At 49.3% G+C, this 15,803-nt stretch carries 11 protein-coding genes and 1 other RNA gene; 1 reads left to right on the top strand and 11 read right to left on the bottom strand.

The features are described from left to right. Positions 1–9 precede the first annotated feature (9 nt). The 11 genes from J7E21_RS04645 to J7E21_RS04595 all read right to left on the bottom strand — a co-directional run bounded on the left by J7E21_RS04645 (position 10) and on the right by J7E21_RS04595 (position 14,984). Entirely contained in the window at positions 10–942 is a 933-nt protein-coding gene (locus tag J7E21_RS04645) for a sulfurtransferase (RefSeq protein WP_215105205.1), read from the bottom strand. Between the two features lies 1 nt (position 943). Continuing rightward, positions 944–4,525, bottom strand: a complete 3,582-nt coding sequence (locus J7E21_RS04640; RefSeq protein WP_215105202.1) for a dynamin family protein — start codon at positions 4,523–4,525, stop codon at positions 944–946. 90 nt (positions 4,526–4,615) lie between these two features. Next, positions 4,616–5,374, bottom strand: a complete 759-nt coding sequence (locus J7E21_RS04635; RefSeq protein ID WP_215105200.1) for an SDR family NAD(P)-dependent oxidoreductase — start codon at positions 5,372–5,374, stop codon at positions 4,616–4,618. Between the two features lie 66 nt (positions 5,375–5,440). Continuing rightward, the gene (locus J7E21_RS04630) at positions 5,441–6,934 is read right to left on the bottom strand and encodes a carboxypeptidase M32 (RefSeq protein WP_215105193.1); all 1,494 of its coding nucleotides are present in this window, start codon (positions 6,932–6,934) and stop codon (positions 5,441–5,443) included. Between the two features lie 56 nt (positions 6,935–6,990). Next, positions 6,991–8,898, bottom strand: coding sequence for an ATP-dependent DNA helicase (locus tag J7E21_RS04625; RefSeq protein ID WP_215105191.1), 1,908 nt, complete (start codon positions 8,896–8,898; stop codon positions 6,991–6,993). Between the two features lie 48 nt (positions 8,899–8,946). After that, the gene (locus J7E21_RS04620; RefSeq protein ID WP_215105189.1) at positions 8,947–10,083 is read right to left on the bottom strand and encodes a THUMP domain-containing class I SAM-dependent RNA methyltransferase; all 1,137 of its coding nucleotides are present in this window, start codon (positions 10,081–10,083) and stop codon (positions 8,947–8,949) included. 205 nt (positions 10,084–10,288) lie between these two features. Further along, an RNA gene (gene rnpB, locus J7E21_RS04615) (RNase P RNA component class B) lies at positions 10,289–10,667 on the bottom strand. Positions 10,668–10,715: 48 nt separating this feature from the next. After that, the gene (gene gpsB, locus J7E21_RS04610; RefSeq protein WP_215105187.1) at positions 10,716–11,009 is read right to left on the bottom strand and encodes a cell division regulator GpsB; all 294 of its coding nucleotides are present in this window, start codon (positions 11,007–11,009) and stop codon (positions 10,716–10,718) included. Between the two features lie 75 nt (positions 11,010–11,084). Continuing rightward, a complete protein-coding gene (locus J7E21_RS04605) occupies positions 11,085–12,341 on the bottom strand; it encodes a ribonuclease H-like domain-containing protein (RefSeq protein WP_215105185.1) in 1,257 nt (418 codons plus the stop codon). Positions 12,342–12,345: 4 nt separating this feature from the next. Continuing rightward, positions 12,346–14,616 carry a DEAD/DEAH box helicase gene (locus J7E21_RS04600; protein ID WP_215105183.1) on the bottom strand — a complete coding sequence of 757 codons (2,271 nt, stop codon included), beginning with the start codon at positions 14,614–14,616 and terminating at the stop codon, positions 12,346–12,348. Beyond that, entirely contained in the window at positions 14,613–14,984 is a 372-nt protein-coding gene (locus tag J7E21_RS04595) for a YppE family protein (RefSeq protein ID WP_251047782.1), read from the bottom strand. Before J7E21_RS04595 ends, J7E21_RS04600 begins: the two co-directional genes overlap by 4 nt. A gap of 190 nt (positions 14,985–15,174) precedes the next feature. On the opposite strand from J7E21_RS04595, the gene recU reads away from it, so the two are divergent. After that, positions 15,175–15,777 (top strand): Holliday junction resolvase RecU, encoded by a 603-nt coding sequence (gene recU / locus J7E21_RS04590; RefSeq protein WP_215105182.1) that lies wholly within the window; start codon positions 15,175–15,177, stop codon positions 15,775–15,777. Positions 15,778–15,803 lie beyond the last annotated feature (26 nt).

The raw sequence follows: 15,803 nt of genomic DNA, 5'->3' as shown, positions 1-15,803 counted from the left end.
GCCCTTTTATTATTTTTTTTCGTTCAATAACGATTTTTCAAACTCGAATTTCTTCATCAACATCTCACCGCTATAGCCTTCTTCGATCAGTTTCGCCAACACCGCTTTTGTCTGATCATCTGCTGCTTCCGGATGTTCATCGCGGTCAATTTCGACAACATTGTCTTCATCGGTAATCCAGTCGGAATAGCTGCCGACATAAAGTTTGATATTGGCGTATTGCTTGTCAGCCAGTGCGGCATAAAGCGCTGCCGCGGTGACGCCGCTTCCGCAATAAACGACTGCCGGTTCTTTCGGGTCGAGCAATGTGCCGAAACTAACATCAGTCCGGAAACTGCCTCCGCGTACGAGCTGTGCCCAGTCGTAATTGCGGGCGCCCGGAATGCGTCCAGCCACTGCATCGATCGGCTCATTCGTACCGGCATAGCGCTCCGCTGAACGGGCATCGAGCAAGACGCCTAAGTCTTTGCCGTCGACGATGTGTTTGACGTCTTGGCGTTCGGCGAGCAGCTGATCGTTGAACTGCGGTTGTATTTCCGTCCGCGGATAAACGTCAGGTTCTGTTGATAAAGCAATCCCTTGCTGCTTTAATGCATCAAAGCCGATGCGGCTGATATACACCTGCTTAAAGCCGGCATAGTGCAGCAACCACCAGGCGCGGGCCGCATAAGGCGAGCCGCCCTGGTCATAGACGACGATGGAATCGGTCAACTCCAGGCCAGCCCGTTGAAACAGCTCAGTCAGCTGCTCTTTGCCCGGCATCGGATGGCGGCCATTAGCTGACGACATGTCAGATAAATGCTGCTCCAAATCCCAGTGGACTGCTCCCCTGATATGCTCCTTTGAAAAGCATTCACTTCCCCAGTTCGGATCTTTCAAATCAAAACGGGCGTCGATCCAACGATAATTTTCTGTATCTATTGTTTCAATAAAAACAGTCATTTCATCCCCTGCCTTCCGTCAACTTATCATGCAATTGCTTCCATTGTGCCAAAATCTCACTTTGCTGAAGCAAACTGCGTTCGGATTCGATTTGCTCCATCGCCTGGCGCAACAGATGCTGCCTGAGCCCTTCCGCTTCTTGTTCGATCCAGAAAACCGCCCAGTCTTCGAGCGAGGTTTTTGCTTTTTCCAAATACACCGATGCGTCCGGCTCCATCATCGCTTGCAAAGCATCCCGCATCGATTCTTTTTCATTTTTCTCAAAAAAGCTCTTATTGTTTTTGTAATACGATTTGGCCGATGAATAATCCGCCCCGTCAAATGGTTCCCCGACTTCGATCGGCTCTGTTTCTTCGACTTCATACGGCAGGAACGAAAACTCAGCATTCCATTCCTTCAAGTTCGCGGCATCGTCTTTAAAACGCTCCGTCAATTTCTTTTCGACAAAGCGCGTCAGGCGCAAGTTCGTGACCCGCAGCTCCTGGCCGAAATCGAACGCGGTCATATCGCGCAAATCACGCAGCGCCGTATCAAGTGCTTGTTTTGAAGATTCACGGGAAAATAGGGATGGGTTGAAAGCTTCTTTAAAGAAATCATTGAAGCGATAAAATACACGCTGTTTCACATAATACAGCAATTCCCCCAGTTCCTGGGAAGCTTCCCGCTCAAGGACTGGCGCTATCGTGTCACTATAGCGTTTGCGCACTTTCTGCTCCAATTGCTTCAGTTCAGCGAGGCGCTCATCTTTGCGCTCCAAGTTCTTCTCCGTGGAATGGATCAGATTGCGGAAGCGATCTACCGTCTTTTGCTCTTCTTCTGACAGCGACTGCACCGCCATGCCTTTCAGTTCTTCCTTGAGGAAATGCTGGAAATTCTCTTCAAATAGAGGCATCCCTGAAACTTCACGGTCTTTTAGGGCGAGCAGGCTCGAAACGCCGAACAGGCGCGGGAAGCGGATGCCGAAGCGCTGCAATTCGTTGCCGACGTAATCGATGACGTCTTGTTTTTCTTCTTCGTTATTGGCGAGGTCGATGGCGTTGACGACAAAGAACATTTTGTCCATTTCAAACGCATCTTTGACCCGTCCGAGCTGAATCAAAAATTCGCGGTCAGCACGCGCAAAGGCGTGGTTGTAGTAAGTGATGAACAGGACCGCGTCGGCATTTCGGATGTACTCGAACGCGACGTTCGTATGGCGCGCATTAATCGAATCCGCTCCCGGCGTATCGACTAAAGTTACGCCGCTTCTCGTCAATTCGCAGTCGAAGTAAAAGTCGATTTCTTCGACAAAGCAGCTGCGCTCTTCGTTGGCGACGTATTGGCCGAATTCCTCGCGGTTAACGCGCAATGTTTCGCCGAGCTGGCCGGAATATGATTCATAGCCCCGTTTGAAAGCCAACAGGAACGATTTGTGGATTTGCTGTTCGGTAGTGGCGTCTTCCGGTAGTGCGTTTGTTTTCACAAAAGCTTCATCAAGCGTTTCGGCAACCATGCCGAATACCGCAAATGAATTTTTAACGTCCTCTGTCATCGCCGCTGCTGTTTTCAAACGCACATCCGCTGTTTCGTGCGGATGCTCATTCGTGACCGGGCGGATGCGGTTGATCGTCGCCGTCGTCGGGTTCGGGGATACCGGAAGCACAGACTCGCCCATCAACGCATTCGAAAACGACGATTTTCCGGCACTAAATGCGCCGAATAAGGCAATGGTGAATTCCTGGCCTTCCAAACGCTGAGCTTTGCGCCGCAAATATTGGACGGTTTCCGAGAATCCGCGGACCGGCTCTAAAATCTGCGCCGTTTGTTGGACGCGCTGGAGGACAGCATTTTCATCAAAGGACGCGAGTTCGTTTTTCGGCGACCTTTCTCCTTCATTCCACTCTTCTTCCGTTGCGGTTTCGAGCATCGACGGCGTAAATTCGGTCATGTCCTCCTTAGAGATGTGGAACATTTGCTGCCAGTCCGTCACTTGCTGTTCGGCAGCTTCCCGTTGCTTCGGCAAAATGGCAGTGAATGATTTCTTCACTTTTTCAATCGCCATGTCCATTTCTTCAAGCGTCCGGACCGCTAGCACTTTTTGTTCAAGCGATTCGGATTTCATGTCGATCTCCACGCCCGTGTCGTCCGGCAAGCCCTCAAAGCCCTCTTGTTGCTGGGCTTTCCACGGATCGGTTTCCTGGATCAGCCAGCGCTGAACTTGCGAAGTTACACTGTTGCTGACATTCAGCACCGTATCTGCGGTCATCGCTGTCATTGCCGGAACAGTTTCTTCGACAATCGAGAACGGCAGCTCAAAATCCATATTGTCGATTCGAAGCGATTCGGTATCGGTTAACAAACCAGCTTCCCGCAGTGATGTTTTCATCAATTTCTTCAAGTGGCCGGTCATTTGCGAGTCGATCGTTTTCGACAGCTTGTCCTGCAGATCCTCTTTGCGCACTTGGCGCTGTTCTTCCGTTTTCTTGCCACTGAACATTAAGCCGACTTTAAAGCCCGACTGGCGGGATTCCAAATAAGAAGTCAGCGCATCGCGCACTTCGTAAGGCATGATATTGGCATTTTCCAGAAGCTCTTTGCGTTTTTTCTCGAAATTCAGCCGCCAATTGGCGTAATCCTGGACAGAACTGCGGCGTTTGATGAGTTCGTGGTCTTTCTTTAAATCTTCCCGCGCGTCCCATTCCTCTTCAGACAGCACGTTGGAGAAAGCCTCGAGCCGCTCCGCTTTTTCGTCTTCCAAAAAGCGGATATGCTCATCTTTCAATTGGTGAAGTGCAGATGCAGACGCTTCGCCAATATGCCCTTGCCAATTATCCATAACCGACGACACAAGCTCTTTCACTTTTGTGAACTCGTTGCCGGGAAAATCATGCACTTTCAGCGAGGTGAAAAAGATCCCTTTCGGTTCCACGCCCCATGCCGCAAAACTATCGGCGACGGACTGCCGGAACGCATCGAACGTCATTTCGCTTTCCTGGTGCTTGTCGATTTGGTTAACGATCAAATACAACTCGGTGTATTTCTGCAGCTCGCGTGTGAAATTGAAATTCAGTTCAGATTGGACGTGGTTGTAGTCCATGACGTAAAACACCATGTCCGCCACGTGTAAAGCCGATTCCGTCGACACGCGGTGGGCGTCGTCGGTCGAGTCGACCCCTGGCGTATCCATGACGGTGATGCCTTCCGGCAAGACAGAGGTTTCATGGCCGATGTCGATTTGCGTAACGTCCCCGCTTTTGCAGAAATCCTTGACTGCTTGGAAATCGTAGTTTTCCGGAAAATACACCGGCCGGTCTCCCCTGCGGTTGACAATCGCATAGTCTTTATCCGCTTTATGGACATTGACGATGTTCGCGCTGGTCGGGATCGGGCTAGACGGAAGCAAAGTCTCCCCAGTCAACGCGTTGATCATCGATGATTTGCCGGAAGAAAAATGGCCCGCAAAACCGATGATAAACTGATCTTTCAATATTTTCCGGGCGAATAATTTCGCCTTTTCCTCGCGCTCGGTATCTTCGTTGCTTTGAAAAATCCGGTAAAGATGTCCCGTTTCGATTAATTCCTGTTTGTGGTCTGTCGATGTCATATGTATATCCCCTTCACCGTTACTTCTATTCATCATATCATCTTTTATGCGTAACGAAAAACATCCTCCCATTTCTGGAAGGATGTTTACTCAGGAAAATCCGTGGATCGACATGCCGCCGTCGATGAATAATGTCTGGCCGGTGATATATCCTGCCGCATCGGAAGCTAGAAAGACGACTGGAGATGCCACTTCCGGCAATTCGCCGACGCGCTTCAGCGGCGTCACCGCTAAAACCGAGTCCAAATAAGCCTGATCCGACAAGATGCCTTCGGTGAGCGGCGTGCGGAAATACCACGGGCCGACTGCATTGACACGGATGCCTCTTGGCCCCCATTCCATCGCCATCACTTTTGTCATTTGAATAATAGCAGCTTTAGAGGCAGCATAAATGACACCGGTTTTGAGCGCACGCTCTCCCCCGACGGAACTGACATTGATGATGGAAGCGCCTTTATTCATATGCTTCGCAGCTTCCTGTGAAAACATGAATACACTTTGGGCGTTCGTATCCATGATTTTTTGCCATTCGCTGTCGGTCGCCTCGTCCAGTTTCGAACGGATATTCATACCCGCATTATTGACGAGAATATCAACGCCTCCAAAGCGCTCGATTGTCTGTCGGACAGCTGATTGAATAGCCGCGCGCTGCGTCACATCAGTGACTGCATAAGCCGTGCGCTCAGCTTGCATTTCTTGTTGCACGCTTTCTAAATCGTCTTGTGTTCTCGCGACGAGCATGACGTTCGCTCCCGCTTCACCGAGCGCGAGCGCAATTGCCCGCCCGATGCCTTTGCCGCCACCGGTGACGATTGCGGTTTTACCTTCCAAACTGAATGATGCCAACAAAGCGGATGCCTCCTTTAGTCATTTTCTATTCATGGATTCCCAATCATCAGAAATGCTACTGGCTGATTAAACTAACTGATACAGTTTCGTATATTTCGCTTCCAGATAGTCAGCTAAGTGCTCGCCGTTCAAGCCTTCGCCTGTCGCTTCCTCCAAAATCTCAAGCGGTTTTTTCACCGCTCCGTGGCGGTGGACTTTATCGGTCAGCCATTCGGTGATCGGCTCAACTTGTCCGGTCGCCAGCAGCTCGTCAAAATTCGGGATGTCTTGTTGCATCGCTTTTTTGAACTGGGCTGCATACAACAGTCCGAGTGCGTAGGACGGGAAATAACCGAAGCTGCCGCCTGCCCAGTGGACGTCTTGAAGTACCCCTTCTCCGTCATGGCCGGGGCGGATGCCTAAATATTCCTCGTATTTATCATTCCATAACTGCGGCAAGTCTTTCACTTCATAATCGCCATCGAACAGCCCCTTTTCCAGCTCGTAGCGGATCATGATGTGAAGCGCATACGTCAATTCATCGGCTTCGATGCGGATGAGAGACGGCTTTGCTTCATTGATCGCCCGGAGGAAATCAAGCACCGGCACTTGCTGGAACGCTGTTGGTGCATAGGATAGGAAGTTGTCGTAATTGTCCTGCCAAAATGCATCATTGCGCCCGACGAAGTTTTCGAAAAACAGCGACTGGGATTCATGAATACCCATCGACGAACCTCCATCGACCGGCAACCCGCTAAGTTCGCTGCTGATGTTCTGCTCGTAGAGCGCATGGCCCGCCTCATGAATCGTGCCGAATACCGCTGTACGGAAATCCGTTTCATCATATTTGGTCGTGACGCGCACGTCCCCTCGGTTGATCGCGATCATAAACGGATGGACCGTTTCGTCCAACCGACCCGCTTCAAAATCATAGCCGAGCTTTTTCAAAACAGCGAAGCTGAAATCCTGCTGCGCTTGTTTCGGGAAATGCCCGTACAAAAAACCGGTTTCCGGCTGATTGGCGGATTCGTTGATTTTTTTGACAAGCGGTACGATGCGGCTTCTCAACTGCCCGAACACCTTGTCCAGCTGTTCTGTCGTCACGTCCGGCTCATATTGGTCAAGCAAAGTGTTATAAACGCTGCCGTTTTTCACGCCCCAGTATCCTACGAACCGACGCGTCGTTTCCACCAGCTGCTCCAAATATGGCTGAAACAGCGCGAAGTCGGCTTGCTCTTTCGCTTGCTCCCAGACCGATTCAGCTTTGCTCGTCAAGACGACAAATTCCCGGTACTCTGCCGGCGGAATTTTCGCATTCAATTGGTACTCCCGGTCAGCTTCTTCGACTGAACGTTGCATAGCCGGAGACAATCCCATTTGTTCTTTCAACCCGACAATCAGCTTGCCATATTCTTCGGATGTCGACATGGCAAACAGTTCAGACGACAAGGTGCCGATAGTTTCCGATCGCAGTTCCATTCCTTTTTTCGGTGCACCTGTCCGCATATCCCAATACAGGAGGGAAATCGCCTCGCTGTAACTTGTCATTTTCTGGTGAAGTTCTCTAAATCGTTGTTCCATTGACACAATATTCCTCCTTCTTTTCCGGTCTATTGTATCATAACGTGATGCTAGAGCTAGCGATTTTTCGCGGTTACCGGCAGAACAGACTGCCACAAGTGTTCGATGCGCAATTCTTCTTCGGTCAACAACAAATGGATTTCTCCGTGGTCGGTAGAAGAGCGGATCAAGCGGCCGACGCCTTGCTGCAGACGCAGTTGCATAAACGGCAAGTCGATCTCTTCCAAAGGACGATCGCTGAATTTGCGCTTCGCATCAAACACTGGATCGTTCGGCGGCATCGGCAAGTCGACGATGATGACTTTCGTTAAAGCCTCACCCGGCAAGTCCATGCCTTCCCAAAGATGGTGGGAGCACAGCACTTGGAATTTGCCTGACTGGAAATCGCGGACGACCGATGACAATTCACGGTCCCCTTCAAATTCGATGCTCAAAGAACAGTCCTCCGGCAAAGTACGCTGGAAGGATTGCATGGCGGATTTGGACTTGAATAACACCAAAGTCTGTCCACCTTCTGCCGCAAGTTCCAAGACGCGTGCCGCTTTATCTTCTTGATTGAGCGGGTGCTTGAAGATTTCCATCGTTTCTTCATAGTCAAAAGGCGACGGCACCGAAAACGATTCGAACGCATCGATCCCTAACGTATCCGCCAAGTAAGTGAAATCTTTTGCGACCGATAATGTCGCAGAAGAGAAGACGATCGGCAATTTGCCGTCGAACAGTTTTTCTTCCAAAATTTCTGTCACCAAGCGCGGCATGATGACCAAAGTTTCGATGTCATCTTTTTTCTCGAGCCAGCTGATGGCATCGCCATTTTCCACAAACAAGCCCATGGAGAATTTGTACTGCTCAAAATATTCTTCCGCTAAATTCAGTTCGTATTCCGGAATGCTGTACAGCTCGCCTTCAAAAACGAATTCTTCCGTCAAGTCATCGACAGTGCTGATCAATTCATGGCCGATGCGTTTCAATAACGGGTCTTCCTGTATTGCTTTGCGATCTTCATCACTTGGGATGAGGTTGCTGCGCAAGACACGGAAAAACTCCGTATGCAAATCAATGGTCCGTTCAATCAGTCCGAGCGTCTTTTCACGGACCCCGTCGACCATGACTTTTTCCGTTACATCATAAAGGGAGCTTTCCTGTACTTCATATGTCAGCGCGCGCTGTGCGGCGAATTCGAGCAAATGTCCTTCATCGAGCACAATTTGGGAAACTTCCGGAAGTAAAGGCGTCTGCCCTTCGTGCTTGCGGTTTTCTTTCGTCCAAATATGCTCCATCAAAAAATCATGTGAGCAAATGACCAGATCGGTCGCTTCCCGGTAATGGTTGCGGTGCAAAGTCTGACCGCATTTATTGCGCATATCGCAGGCGTGGCAGTTTTGGATTGGGTGGTAATTGACTTCCTGCCACTCGTCATCGGTCAGTTCCGGATAACTCGAACGTTCGCCGTACGGATACATCTGCTGCATGGAATACGTCTTGTTGACGAATTCCGGCAACGTGAATTCGATGACATCCAAAAACTCGGCTTCACTGCGTTTTTTCGCCCCTTCAAAACGCTGCAGGCATAAATACTGGTCGCGTGATTTCGCCAGACGGACGTCCAGATTCAAATTGAACAGCTCATCCAATCGATCGATGTCTCCGCCTTTTTTCACCAATTGCTCGATCAATGCTTCATCGGCGCACGAAATGAGCGCAGGCTTCCCTGTATAGCGGGCATACGCAATGGCCGGCAACAAATACGCCAGCGTTTTTCCGGTGCCGACGCCTGCTTCTGCGAACAGCACTTCTTTGTCTTTTAATGCCTTTTCCAGCTGAAACGACATGAAGATTTGTTCATCGCGCAGTTCATAGCCTTTTTCCGGCAGGATATCGTAGAATATATCACCGATCCAATCGTTCAATGAATCGAAGAAAGTTTTGTCTTTGGATAATGGAAATGGCAATGCTTTTCTCATAAAATCTCCTCACAGAGAAACGGAAGGGCATTTGCCCTTCCGTTTTCCTCATTTATTTTTTGGACGTTCTCCCCAGAATTGGAACAGATCTGTACGGATAAAGCCGTTGTAGAGTTTGCGTTTTTTCGTCGCTTTTTGTCCATACAACTTTTCGAATCCTTCCATCGATGACAGCATATAGACAGACCAAGTCGGGAATCTTGATAACACTTGGCCCATATCTTCAATCATTTCCTCTATCACTTCCACTTCACCGATCCGCTCGCCATATGGCGGGTTTCCGATGATGATGCCGTTTTCTTCTTCAGTTGTGAAATCTTTCACTTCGCGCTGCTGCAAGCGAATCAACCCAGCAAATCCGGCTTCGATGATGTTTTCTTCCGCGATTTGGATCATGCGGGGATCGACATCCGTACCGAGAATATTGAGTGGCTGATCGTAATTGGCTAGCGTTTCCGCTTCTTCGCGCACTTCATCCCAAATTTCAGAGCCGATCCATGGCCAGTGTTCACTGTCGAATTCCCGGTTATAGCCGGGAGCGAGGTTCTGCCCGATCATCGCCGCTTCAATGACAATGGTCCCGGAGCCGCAGAATGGATCAACGAAAGGCCGGTCCGGTGACCAGCGGGATAGTTTGACGAGCGCTGCCGCCAATGTTTCTTTTAGCGGCGCTTCGCCTTGTCCAACGCGGTAGCCGCGTTTATGGAGCCCGGCACCGCTCGTATCGATCGACAATTGCACTTTGTCTTTCAAAATAGACACTTCAATCTTGAAACGCGGACCTGATTCATCCAAGAAGGAATTGCGTTGATATGCTTTTTTCAAGCGTTCGACAATCGCTTTTTTGACGATCGACTGGCAGGTCGGCACGCTATACAATGTCGATTTGACGGATTTTCCTTGAACCGGAAACTCAGCATCGACTGGCAAAAACTTCTCCCATTCGATGGCTTTCGTCTGTTCGAACAAATCATCGAACGTCGCCGCTGTAAATTCACCGGCAATCAACTTAACACGGTCGGCCGTACGCAGCCATAAATTGGCTTTTGCAATATCCCGCTCGGTTCCTTGGAAAAACACTTTTCCGTTATCTGTCGTTGTTTCGTATCCCAATTCTTTCACTTCGTTCGCCACGATGGACTCGAGTCCCATTGCTGCAGTAGCGAGTAACTTATAGCTGGTCATATAAACGCCCTTTCTATATTGCGCAGTGCAATTTCTTGTGTAATGTTGCGGATGGCTTCAAGCAGTGCCGATTCACGTCAAATACACGATTTTTGTTCAACTAATCGATGTTTCATGCGTTGTTTAGTGTGCTATGTTCTTTCATATGAAGAAAAGCTCCCCGACAGGAGAGCCTTTCCGAAAAATAATTTAAGACCATTTAAAATTCTATAAGCCATGTTTTGTCTCCATGTACTCAAGCGGCCGAAGCCTCGTACTGGTGGATGGCAATCATCTATCTGCGGATCAGATCCGCCTCTTCCGTCGGTTCAATTCCCTTGGAAAAGTGCCCCTACCATAATTTGGGTTTCTCACTCGCGGGGTTTACCTCGTTCCACCTGCATAATTTCTTATGCAGCTCCGTCACTGTGGCACCTTCAGGGTATTTCGGCCATATCCGAAGACTTAGGCGTTCTACCCGCCGTCAGCTGAATAGCTGCCCCAGCTTATTGTTTCGCTGGGCGCGATCACTACGGTCATCGCAGATCCGTGTGAGCATGGACTTTCCTCTCCCGCAACAAGTGCAGGAGCGATTGCCAGAATTTTAAATGGCTAACTAAGTATACGCTATTCCTTGCCGCGTGGCAATGTTTTTACCTATTGTCGAGCTTGTTGCCAAACACATGGTTTTCCAGATGTGACAATCTCCGCAGAATATCAAAATTGGTCGTTCCTGGAGCGGGCGTCGCCTGTTTTTTTGGCGATTCCTCCAGCTCGGTACGCAAACGCCGGTTTTCATTTTGCAATTGTTCGATTTTTTTATTGTACAATTCATAGTCTTGGATGACCTCATCGAGAAAATGATCCACTTCATCTTGATTGTAGCCGCGCATTGCTGTTTTAAAGTCTTTTTCAAGAATGTCTTTTGCTGCATATTTAATGTCCATTCGAATCGCCCTTCCATTAAAAGAAACTTCGTGAATTTAGTTCATTCCTTACGGATAGTATAGCATAAGCGATATTTATCGTGTTCTGTGAACCGTGGATTCGGCTGCTTTTTTTCGTTTTTTCTGTTCGAGCCGCAATTCGCGCTTGATCAAATCGCTCATAATAGACTGCCTGACTTTCGTGTGCGCCGCCGCTTCTTTTGCAAACCCCGTCATGACCAAAGCCTGCGCTGGGTCTTTCATTTGGTGCTCATAGAGCTTTGCCGCATGCACCCACGCTTCCACTTCAACCGTGCCGCGAAGATGCGGTGCCGCTTCTTTGAACAATTGAAGCGCCTCTTCATTTTGTCCCTTGCGCTTTTTCTGGACCGCCAATAAGTAGCGGGCGAGAGCCCCGGCGTCGCCGCGTTCAAGCGTCACATGCTCGAGATATGCTGCGCTTTGGTCGAACTGCTTCAAGTCAGCATACCATTTCCCGATATTCGTATAAGCCCCGCTCGACTCGCTCGATAAATCCTCCATCAATAGGTCGGAAGAACGGATATAGAGTGAGACGAGCGACAAAATGTCCAATTCATTATGGTACAGCACTTTCGCAAGCCCTTCCGGAAACCCGCTTTTCACTGCATCAAGGTAAATCGCCGGAATCAGGTACCCAGGCACATCTCCACTCCTGGCAAAGCCGAGCTTCTGCTCTTCAATAACACTGAGCTTGAGGCGCTGTAATTCATTTTTCCAAATTCGCTTGGTCCCGTGGAAAAGATCAATCTGTTTCGGATCTGGCAGTTTCGGCAACACGCCTCTGTGCATTGTCCAGCGCGAGTGAAGCTGCGGCCAATCGAAGCTTTTTCCGTTATAAGAGAAAATGATTGAATCCTGTGCCTTCCATAAATTCGATTCATATAGAAATGCCGCTTCATGGGACGGTTCCGGCATGATCCATTGCGTCATTTCAAATCGGTCTTCTCGCCGCTCCAAAACGCCGAGCAGAAAAATATACGCACCTGTCCCGCCGAGTCCCGTCGTTTCCGTGTCGAAAAACACGAGCGGGTCATTTCCCGCCAGCTTGAACGGATGCTCGTATTCGGTTTTCTCCCATGCCGCAAGCACACGGTCAAGTTCCCCGAGCACAACATCTCCATGGCGATAATCGAACGGGTACTCGATTTTCTTCTCAAAAACAAACCCGAATTTATTTTCTTTCAATGTCAATCCGATTTCTTTCCATTGCTGTTCTTGAGGCGGGCGCGTCGGTGTGGTTTGCGGCTTTCGGGCTGCTGTTTTATTCTTCAGCATGCCTTTCATTTGCATCAGTTTTTTTTCAAAAGACATCCGCTCACCCCTCTTTTTCCAGTTCCTCGAGCAATTCGATGACACGCACTTTCATATCGAGTGCAGCATCCTGTGCGCCGATGCAAGACGGACAGCCGTCAAAACATGGGCATTCCGTGACATGCTGCCGCGCTTTTTCGAGCAGCGGCTGCCACAGGTCATAAATGCGCTCGCTAATGCCGATGCCGCCCGGATAGGAGTCATGAATAAAGAACGACGGCTGGTCGTTATGCGGCGATTTCACTTGCGGCACGACGTGGACATCCCGACGGTCGCATTGGACAAAAATCGGGATGAAACTTTCGATGGCATAAGCCGCCCCGGTCATCGTGTCCGACAAATCCGAGTCGCTGAAATTAGCCGGTTTATCGAAGCTCAGCCACGTCGAAGAAGTATGCAGCTCCTCGGCGGGCAGTGAAATCGGGCCCGAGCCGATATTGTCATGCGTATCGAAGCGGATTTTCTTGAATATCGTTGGCATCGCAAGAACCGCGACGTCGCCATAATAAACGTTCGCTTTATGGAGTGCACGGTATTTGTCTTCGCTGATCACTTTCAATTCGATCGCCAAGTTCGCGTCGGTGAAATAATCGACATCGACTTCGCGCACGTATGCTTTCTTTTCTTCCCAGTCCAAAATCTCCACTTGGAATTGGGTTCCCTGGTGCAGATAAATCGCTTCTTCGTGCAATAGCGTCATGGCGCTGAAGCGGTCCATCTCGCCGATGACTTTCGTATCGGCCGGAACCGATTGGTCGATGATGACGACATTTTCCTGAGTGGCCGAGCGCAAGGAAATGTCATGCGCCGGAAACCGGTCGCTCATCCAGTGCCAGCGGTCCGACGTCCGGACAAGAACGCCTTCTTCCTGAAGGTATTCAAGCAAGGACTGGACATCGAATTCACCGTACATATCATCTGACGAAAACGGCAGCTCGAACGAAGCGCATTTCAAATGGTCCATCAAAATGATGATGTTCTCTGGATGGATGCGCGCTTCTTCCGGTGATTGGTCGAGTAAGTATTCCGGATGATTGATGATGTATTGGTCGAGCGCTGTCGATTGTGCGACGTAAATGACGAGCGACTCATCCTGGCGTCTCCCGGCACGTCCTGCCTGTTGCCAGGCGCTGGCGATATTGCCGGGGTAGCCGGTCATGATGCACGCCTGGAGCTGGCCGATGTCGACACCGAGCTCGAGTGCGTTGGTCGACACGACACATTGGATCGACCCGTCACGCAATCCTTTTTCAATGGCACGCCGTTCAGACGGCAAATAGCCGCCTCGGTATCCTTTAATCGACTCATCTTGCAACTTATATTTGGTGATTTCGTTTAAATAAGTTACCAGCATTTCCACACGGACACGGCTTTTTGCAAAAACAATCGTCTGGATGCCTTGCTTGATGAGATAGGTCGCCAAATCCCTCACCTCGAGCACCGCGCTGCGCCGGACGCCGAATGTCGGGTGGACGATCGGCGGATTGTAGAATAGAATATGCTTTTTGCCTGCCGGCGCGCCGTTTTGGTCGATCAGCTCATGATCCGTATTGGTCAAGCTTTCCGCCAATTGCTTCGGGTTGGCGATGGTCGCCGATGTACAGATGAAGACGGGATCGCTACCGTAGAAGTTGCAGATACGCTTGAGCCGCCGTATGACGTGTGCCACATGCGTCCCGAACACGCCTTTATACGTATGCAGCTCATCGATCACTATATAATGAAGGTTTTCAAAAAGTGACACCCATTTCGTATGATGCGGCAGAATTCCGGAGTGGAGCATATCTGGATTGGTCATGACAATCTGGCCAGCTTTGCGCACTTTTGTCCGGATCGAAGGAGACGTATCGCCGTCGTAAGTATACGACAGGATCGACTGCTCGGTCTTTTCGATCAAATCGTGCAGGTCGCTTTTCTGGTCTTGCGCCAACGCTTTGGTCGGAAACAAATACAGTGCCCGCGCATTCGGGTCATTGAGGATTTTGTGGAGCACCGGCAAATGATAGCAATACGATTTGCCCGAGGCGGTCGGCGTAACGGCGGTGAACGATTTTCCTTGCTGCGAAAGATCGAACGCTTGCCTTTGGTGGGTATACAATTGTTCGATGCCTTTTTTTCGGAGCGCTTGCTTTAAACTATCGTGCATCGCTTCCGGAAAATCCGCATAACTCGCCGGTTTTTCCTGCTTTGTATGCCAATGGTAAATGCGTTCCATCATTTCCGGCTCCACTTTCCACTCTTCCAATATTTCCGGTATGGTCTTTTTGATCCTCATTGTTTCTCATCGCCCTTTTCATCTATCGCCGTAAGCAAGGTCTGTATCGTATATTGAGCTGCCTGTATCGTCTGGACAAAGCGCTTTTTGCTCGTTTCTTTATAGAAGCTTTGGACAAAAACTTGCCCCATGCCTTCTGCAGCATTGTCGATCTGTAATTTATGGACATATTTCGGTCGTTCTTGCTGGATATAATCAAGCGTCAAGTTTTTCCATTCCTCTATCAAACGATGCCAGTGGTCGGCATATGGTTTTACGTCTTGAAAAAAATCAGGTTCTGCGTCTTGCGCCCGCATCTCTTTAAAGCGATTGAGGCAAGATTCACATTCATCATATAATGCAGTAGATCGTTGTTTGAGGTCCATCATTGATTCCCACCTCCATAGGCATAAGTTTATCACAATCCTGTGCTCAATATGCAGTTTGCCGAACAGGCATTCTTTTCAGTTGGAGATAGCTCCAAAATCCGCTATTATTAGGAATATAGTTCGGAAACCTTTCATAATATTTGTCGTCTATCTGCGTGTGATATGATAAAGTAAGCGAGGTGTATCACGAATGGCAATCAATTATCCAAACGGCAGGAAATTTTCTCCCCCAAAGGACAAACCCGTCCCACAAAAGAAAAAGGATGTATCGTTCAGTAATCGCGGGAAAACTTTGGAAGACGAATTGAACGAAACGAATACGTATTATTTGCAGCGCGGACTGGCCGTTATCCATAAAAAACCGGTACCGGTTCAAATCGTCCGTGTCGAATACCCATCCAGAAGTGCCGCGGTTATCCGGGAAGCTTATTTCCAAGCGCCCTCTACGACCGATTACAACGGCTTGTGGCAAGGTCGCTATATCGATTTTGAAGCGAAAGAAACGGAAATCCGCACGTCATTTCCATTAAAAAACATCCATGAACATCAAGTCCACCATATGGCAGACATTCTCCAACACGGCGGTTTAGCTTTTTTAATCATCCGATTTTCAAGCTTAGACCGTTATTTCGTCTTGCCGTTCGAGACATTGGAAACGTATTGGAAAAGAATGGCGGCAGGAGGCAGAAAATCGATGACAATAGATGAAATTGAAGAATCTTCGATTGAAGTACAGCCCGGTGCTTTCCCGAGAATCGATTATTTATCCGTTCTCGATCAGCTAAAGCAATAGCATATACATGAAAGTGAGGAAGCGCT

Origin of the sequence: Planococcus sp. ISL-109 (genome assembly GCF_018613655.1) — a bacterium.
In the GTDB taxonomy this organism is placed as follows: Bacteria; Bacillota; Bacilli; order Bacillales_A; family Planococcaceae; genus Planococcus.
Note: the sequence above shows the minus strand (reverse complement) of the source record. Positions and strands in the feature narration are given on the sequence as shown.

Excerpts from the sequence above, each read along its gene's own strand:
- J7E21_RS04625 (WP_215105191.1), bottom strand. The coding sequence starts at position 8,898 with ATGAGAAAAGCATTGCCATTTCCATTATCCAAAGACAAAACTTTCTTC.
- J7E21_RS04595 (WP_251047782.1), bottom strand. The coding sequence starts at position 14,984 with ATGATGGACCTCAAACAACGATCTACTGCATTATATGATGAATGTGAA.
- J7E21_RS04630 (WP_215105193.1), bottom strand. The coding sequence starts at position 6,934 with ATGGAACAACGATTTAGAGAACTTCACCAGAAAATGACAAGTTACAGC.
- gpsB (WP_215105187.1), bottom strand. The coding sequence starts at position 11,009 with ATGGACATTAAATATGCAGCAAAAGACATTCTTGAAAAAGACTTTAAA.
- J7E21_RS04620 (WP_215105189.1), bottom strand. The coding sequence starts at position 10,083 with ATGACCAGCTATAAGTTACTCGCTACTGCAGCAATGGGACTCGAGTCC.
- recU (WP_215105182.1), top strand. The coding sequence starts at position 15,175 with ATGGCAATCAATTATCCAAACGGCAGGAAATTTTCTCCCCCAAAGGAC.
- J7E21_RS04605 (WP_215105185.1), bottom strand. The coding sequence starts at position 12,341 with ATGTCTTTTGAAAAAAAACTGATGCAAATGAAAGGCATGCTGAAGAAT.
- J7E21_RS04640 (WP_215105202.1), bottom strand. The coding sequence starts at position 4,525 with ATGACATCGACAGACCACAAACAGGAATTAATCGAAACGGGACATCTT.
- J7E21_RS04600 (WP_215105183.1), bottom strand. The coding sequence starts at position 14,616 with ATGAGGATCAAAAAGACCATACCGGAAATATTGGAAGAGTGGAAAGTG.
- J7E21_RS04645 (WP_215105205.1), bottom strand. The coding sequence starts at position 942 with ATGACTGTTTTTATTGAAACAATAGATACAGAAAATTATCGTTGGATC.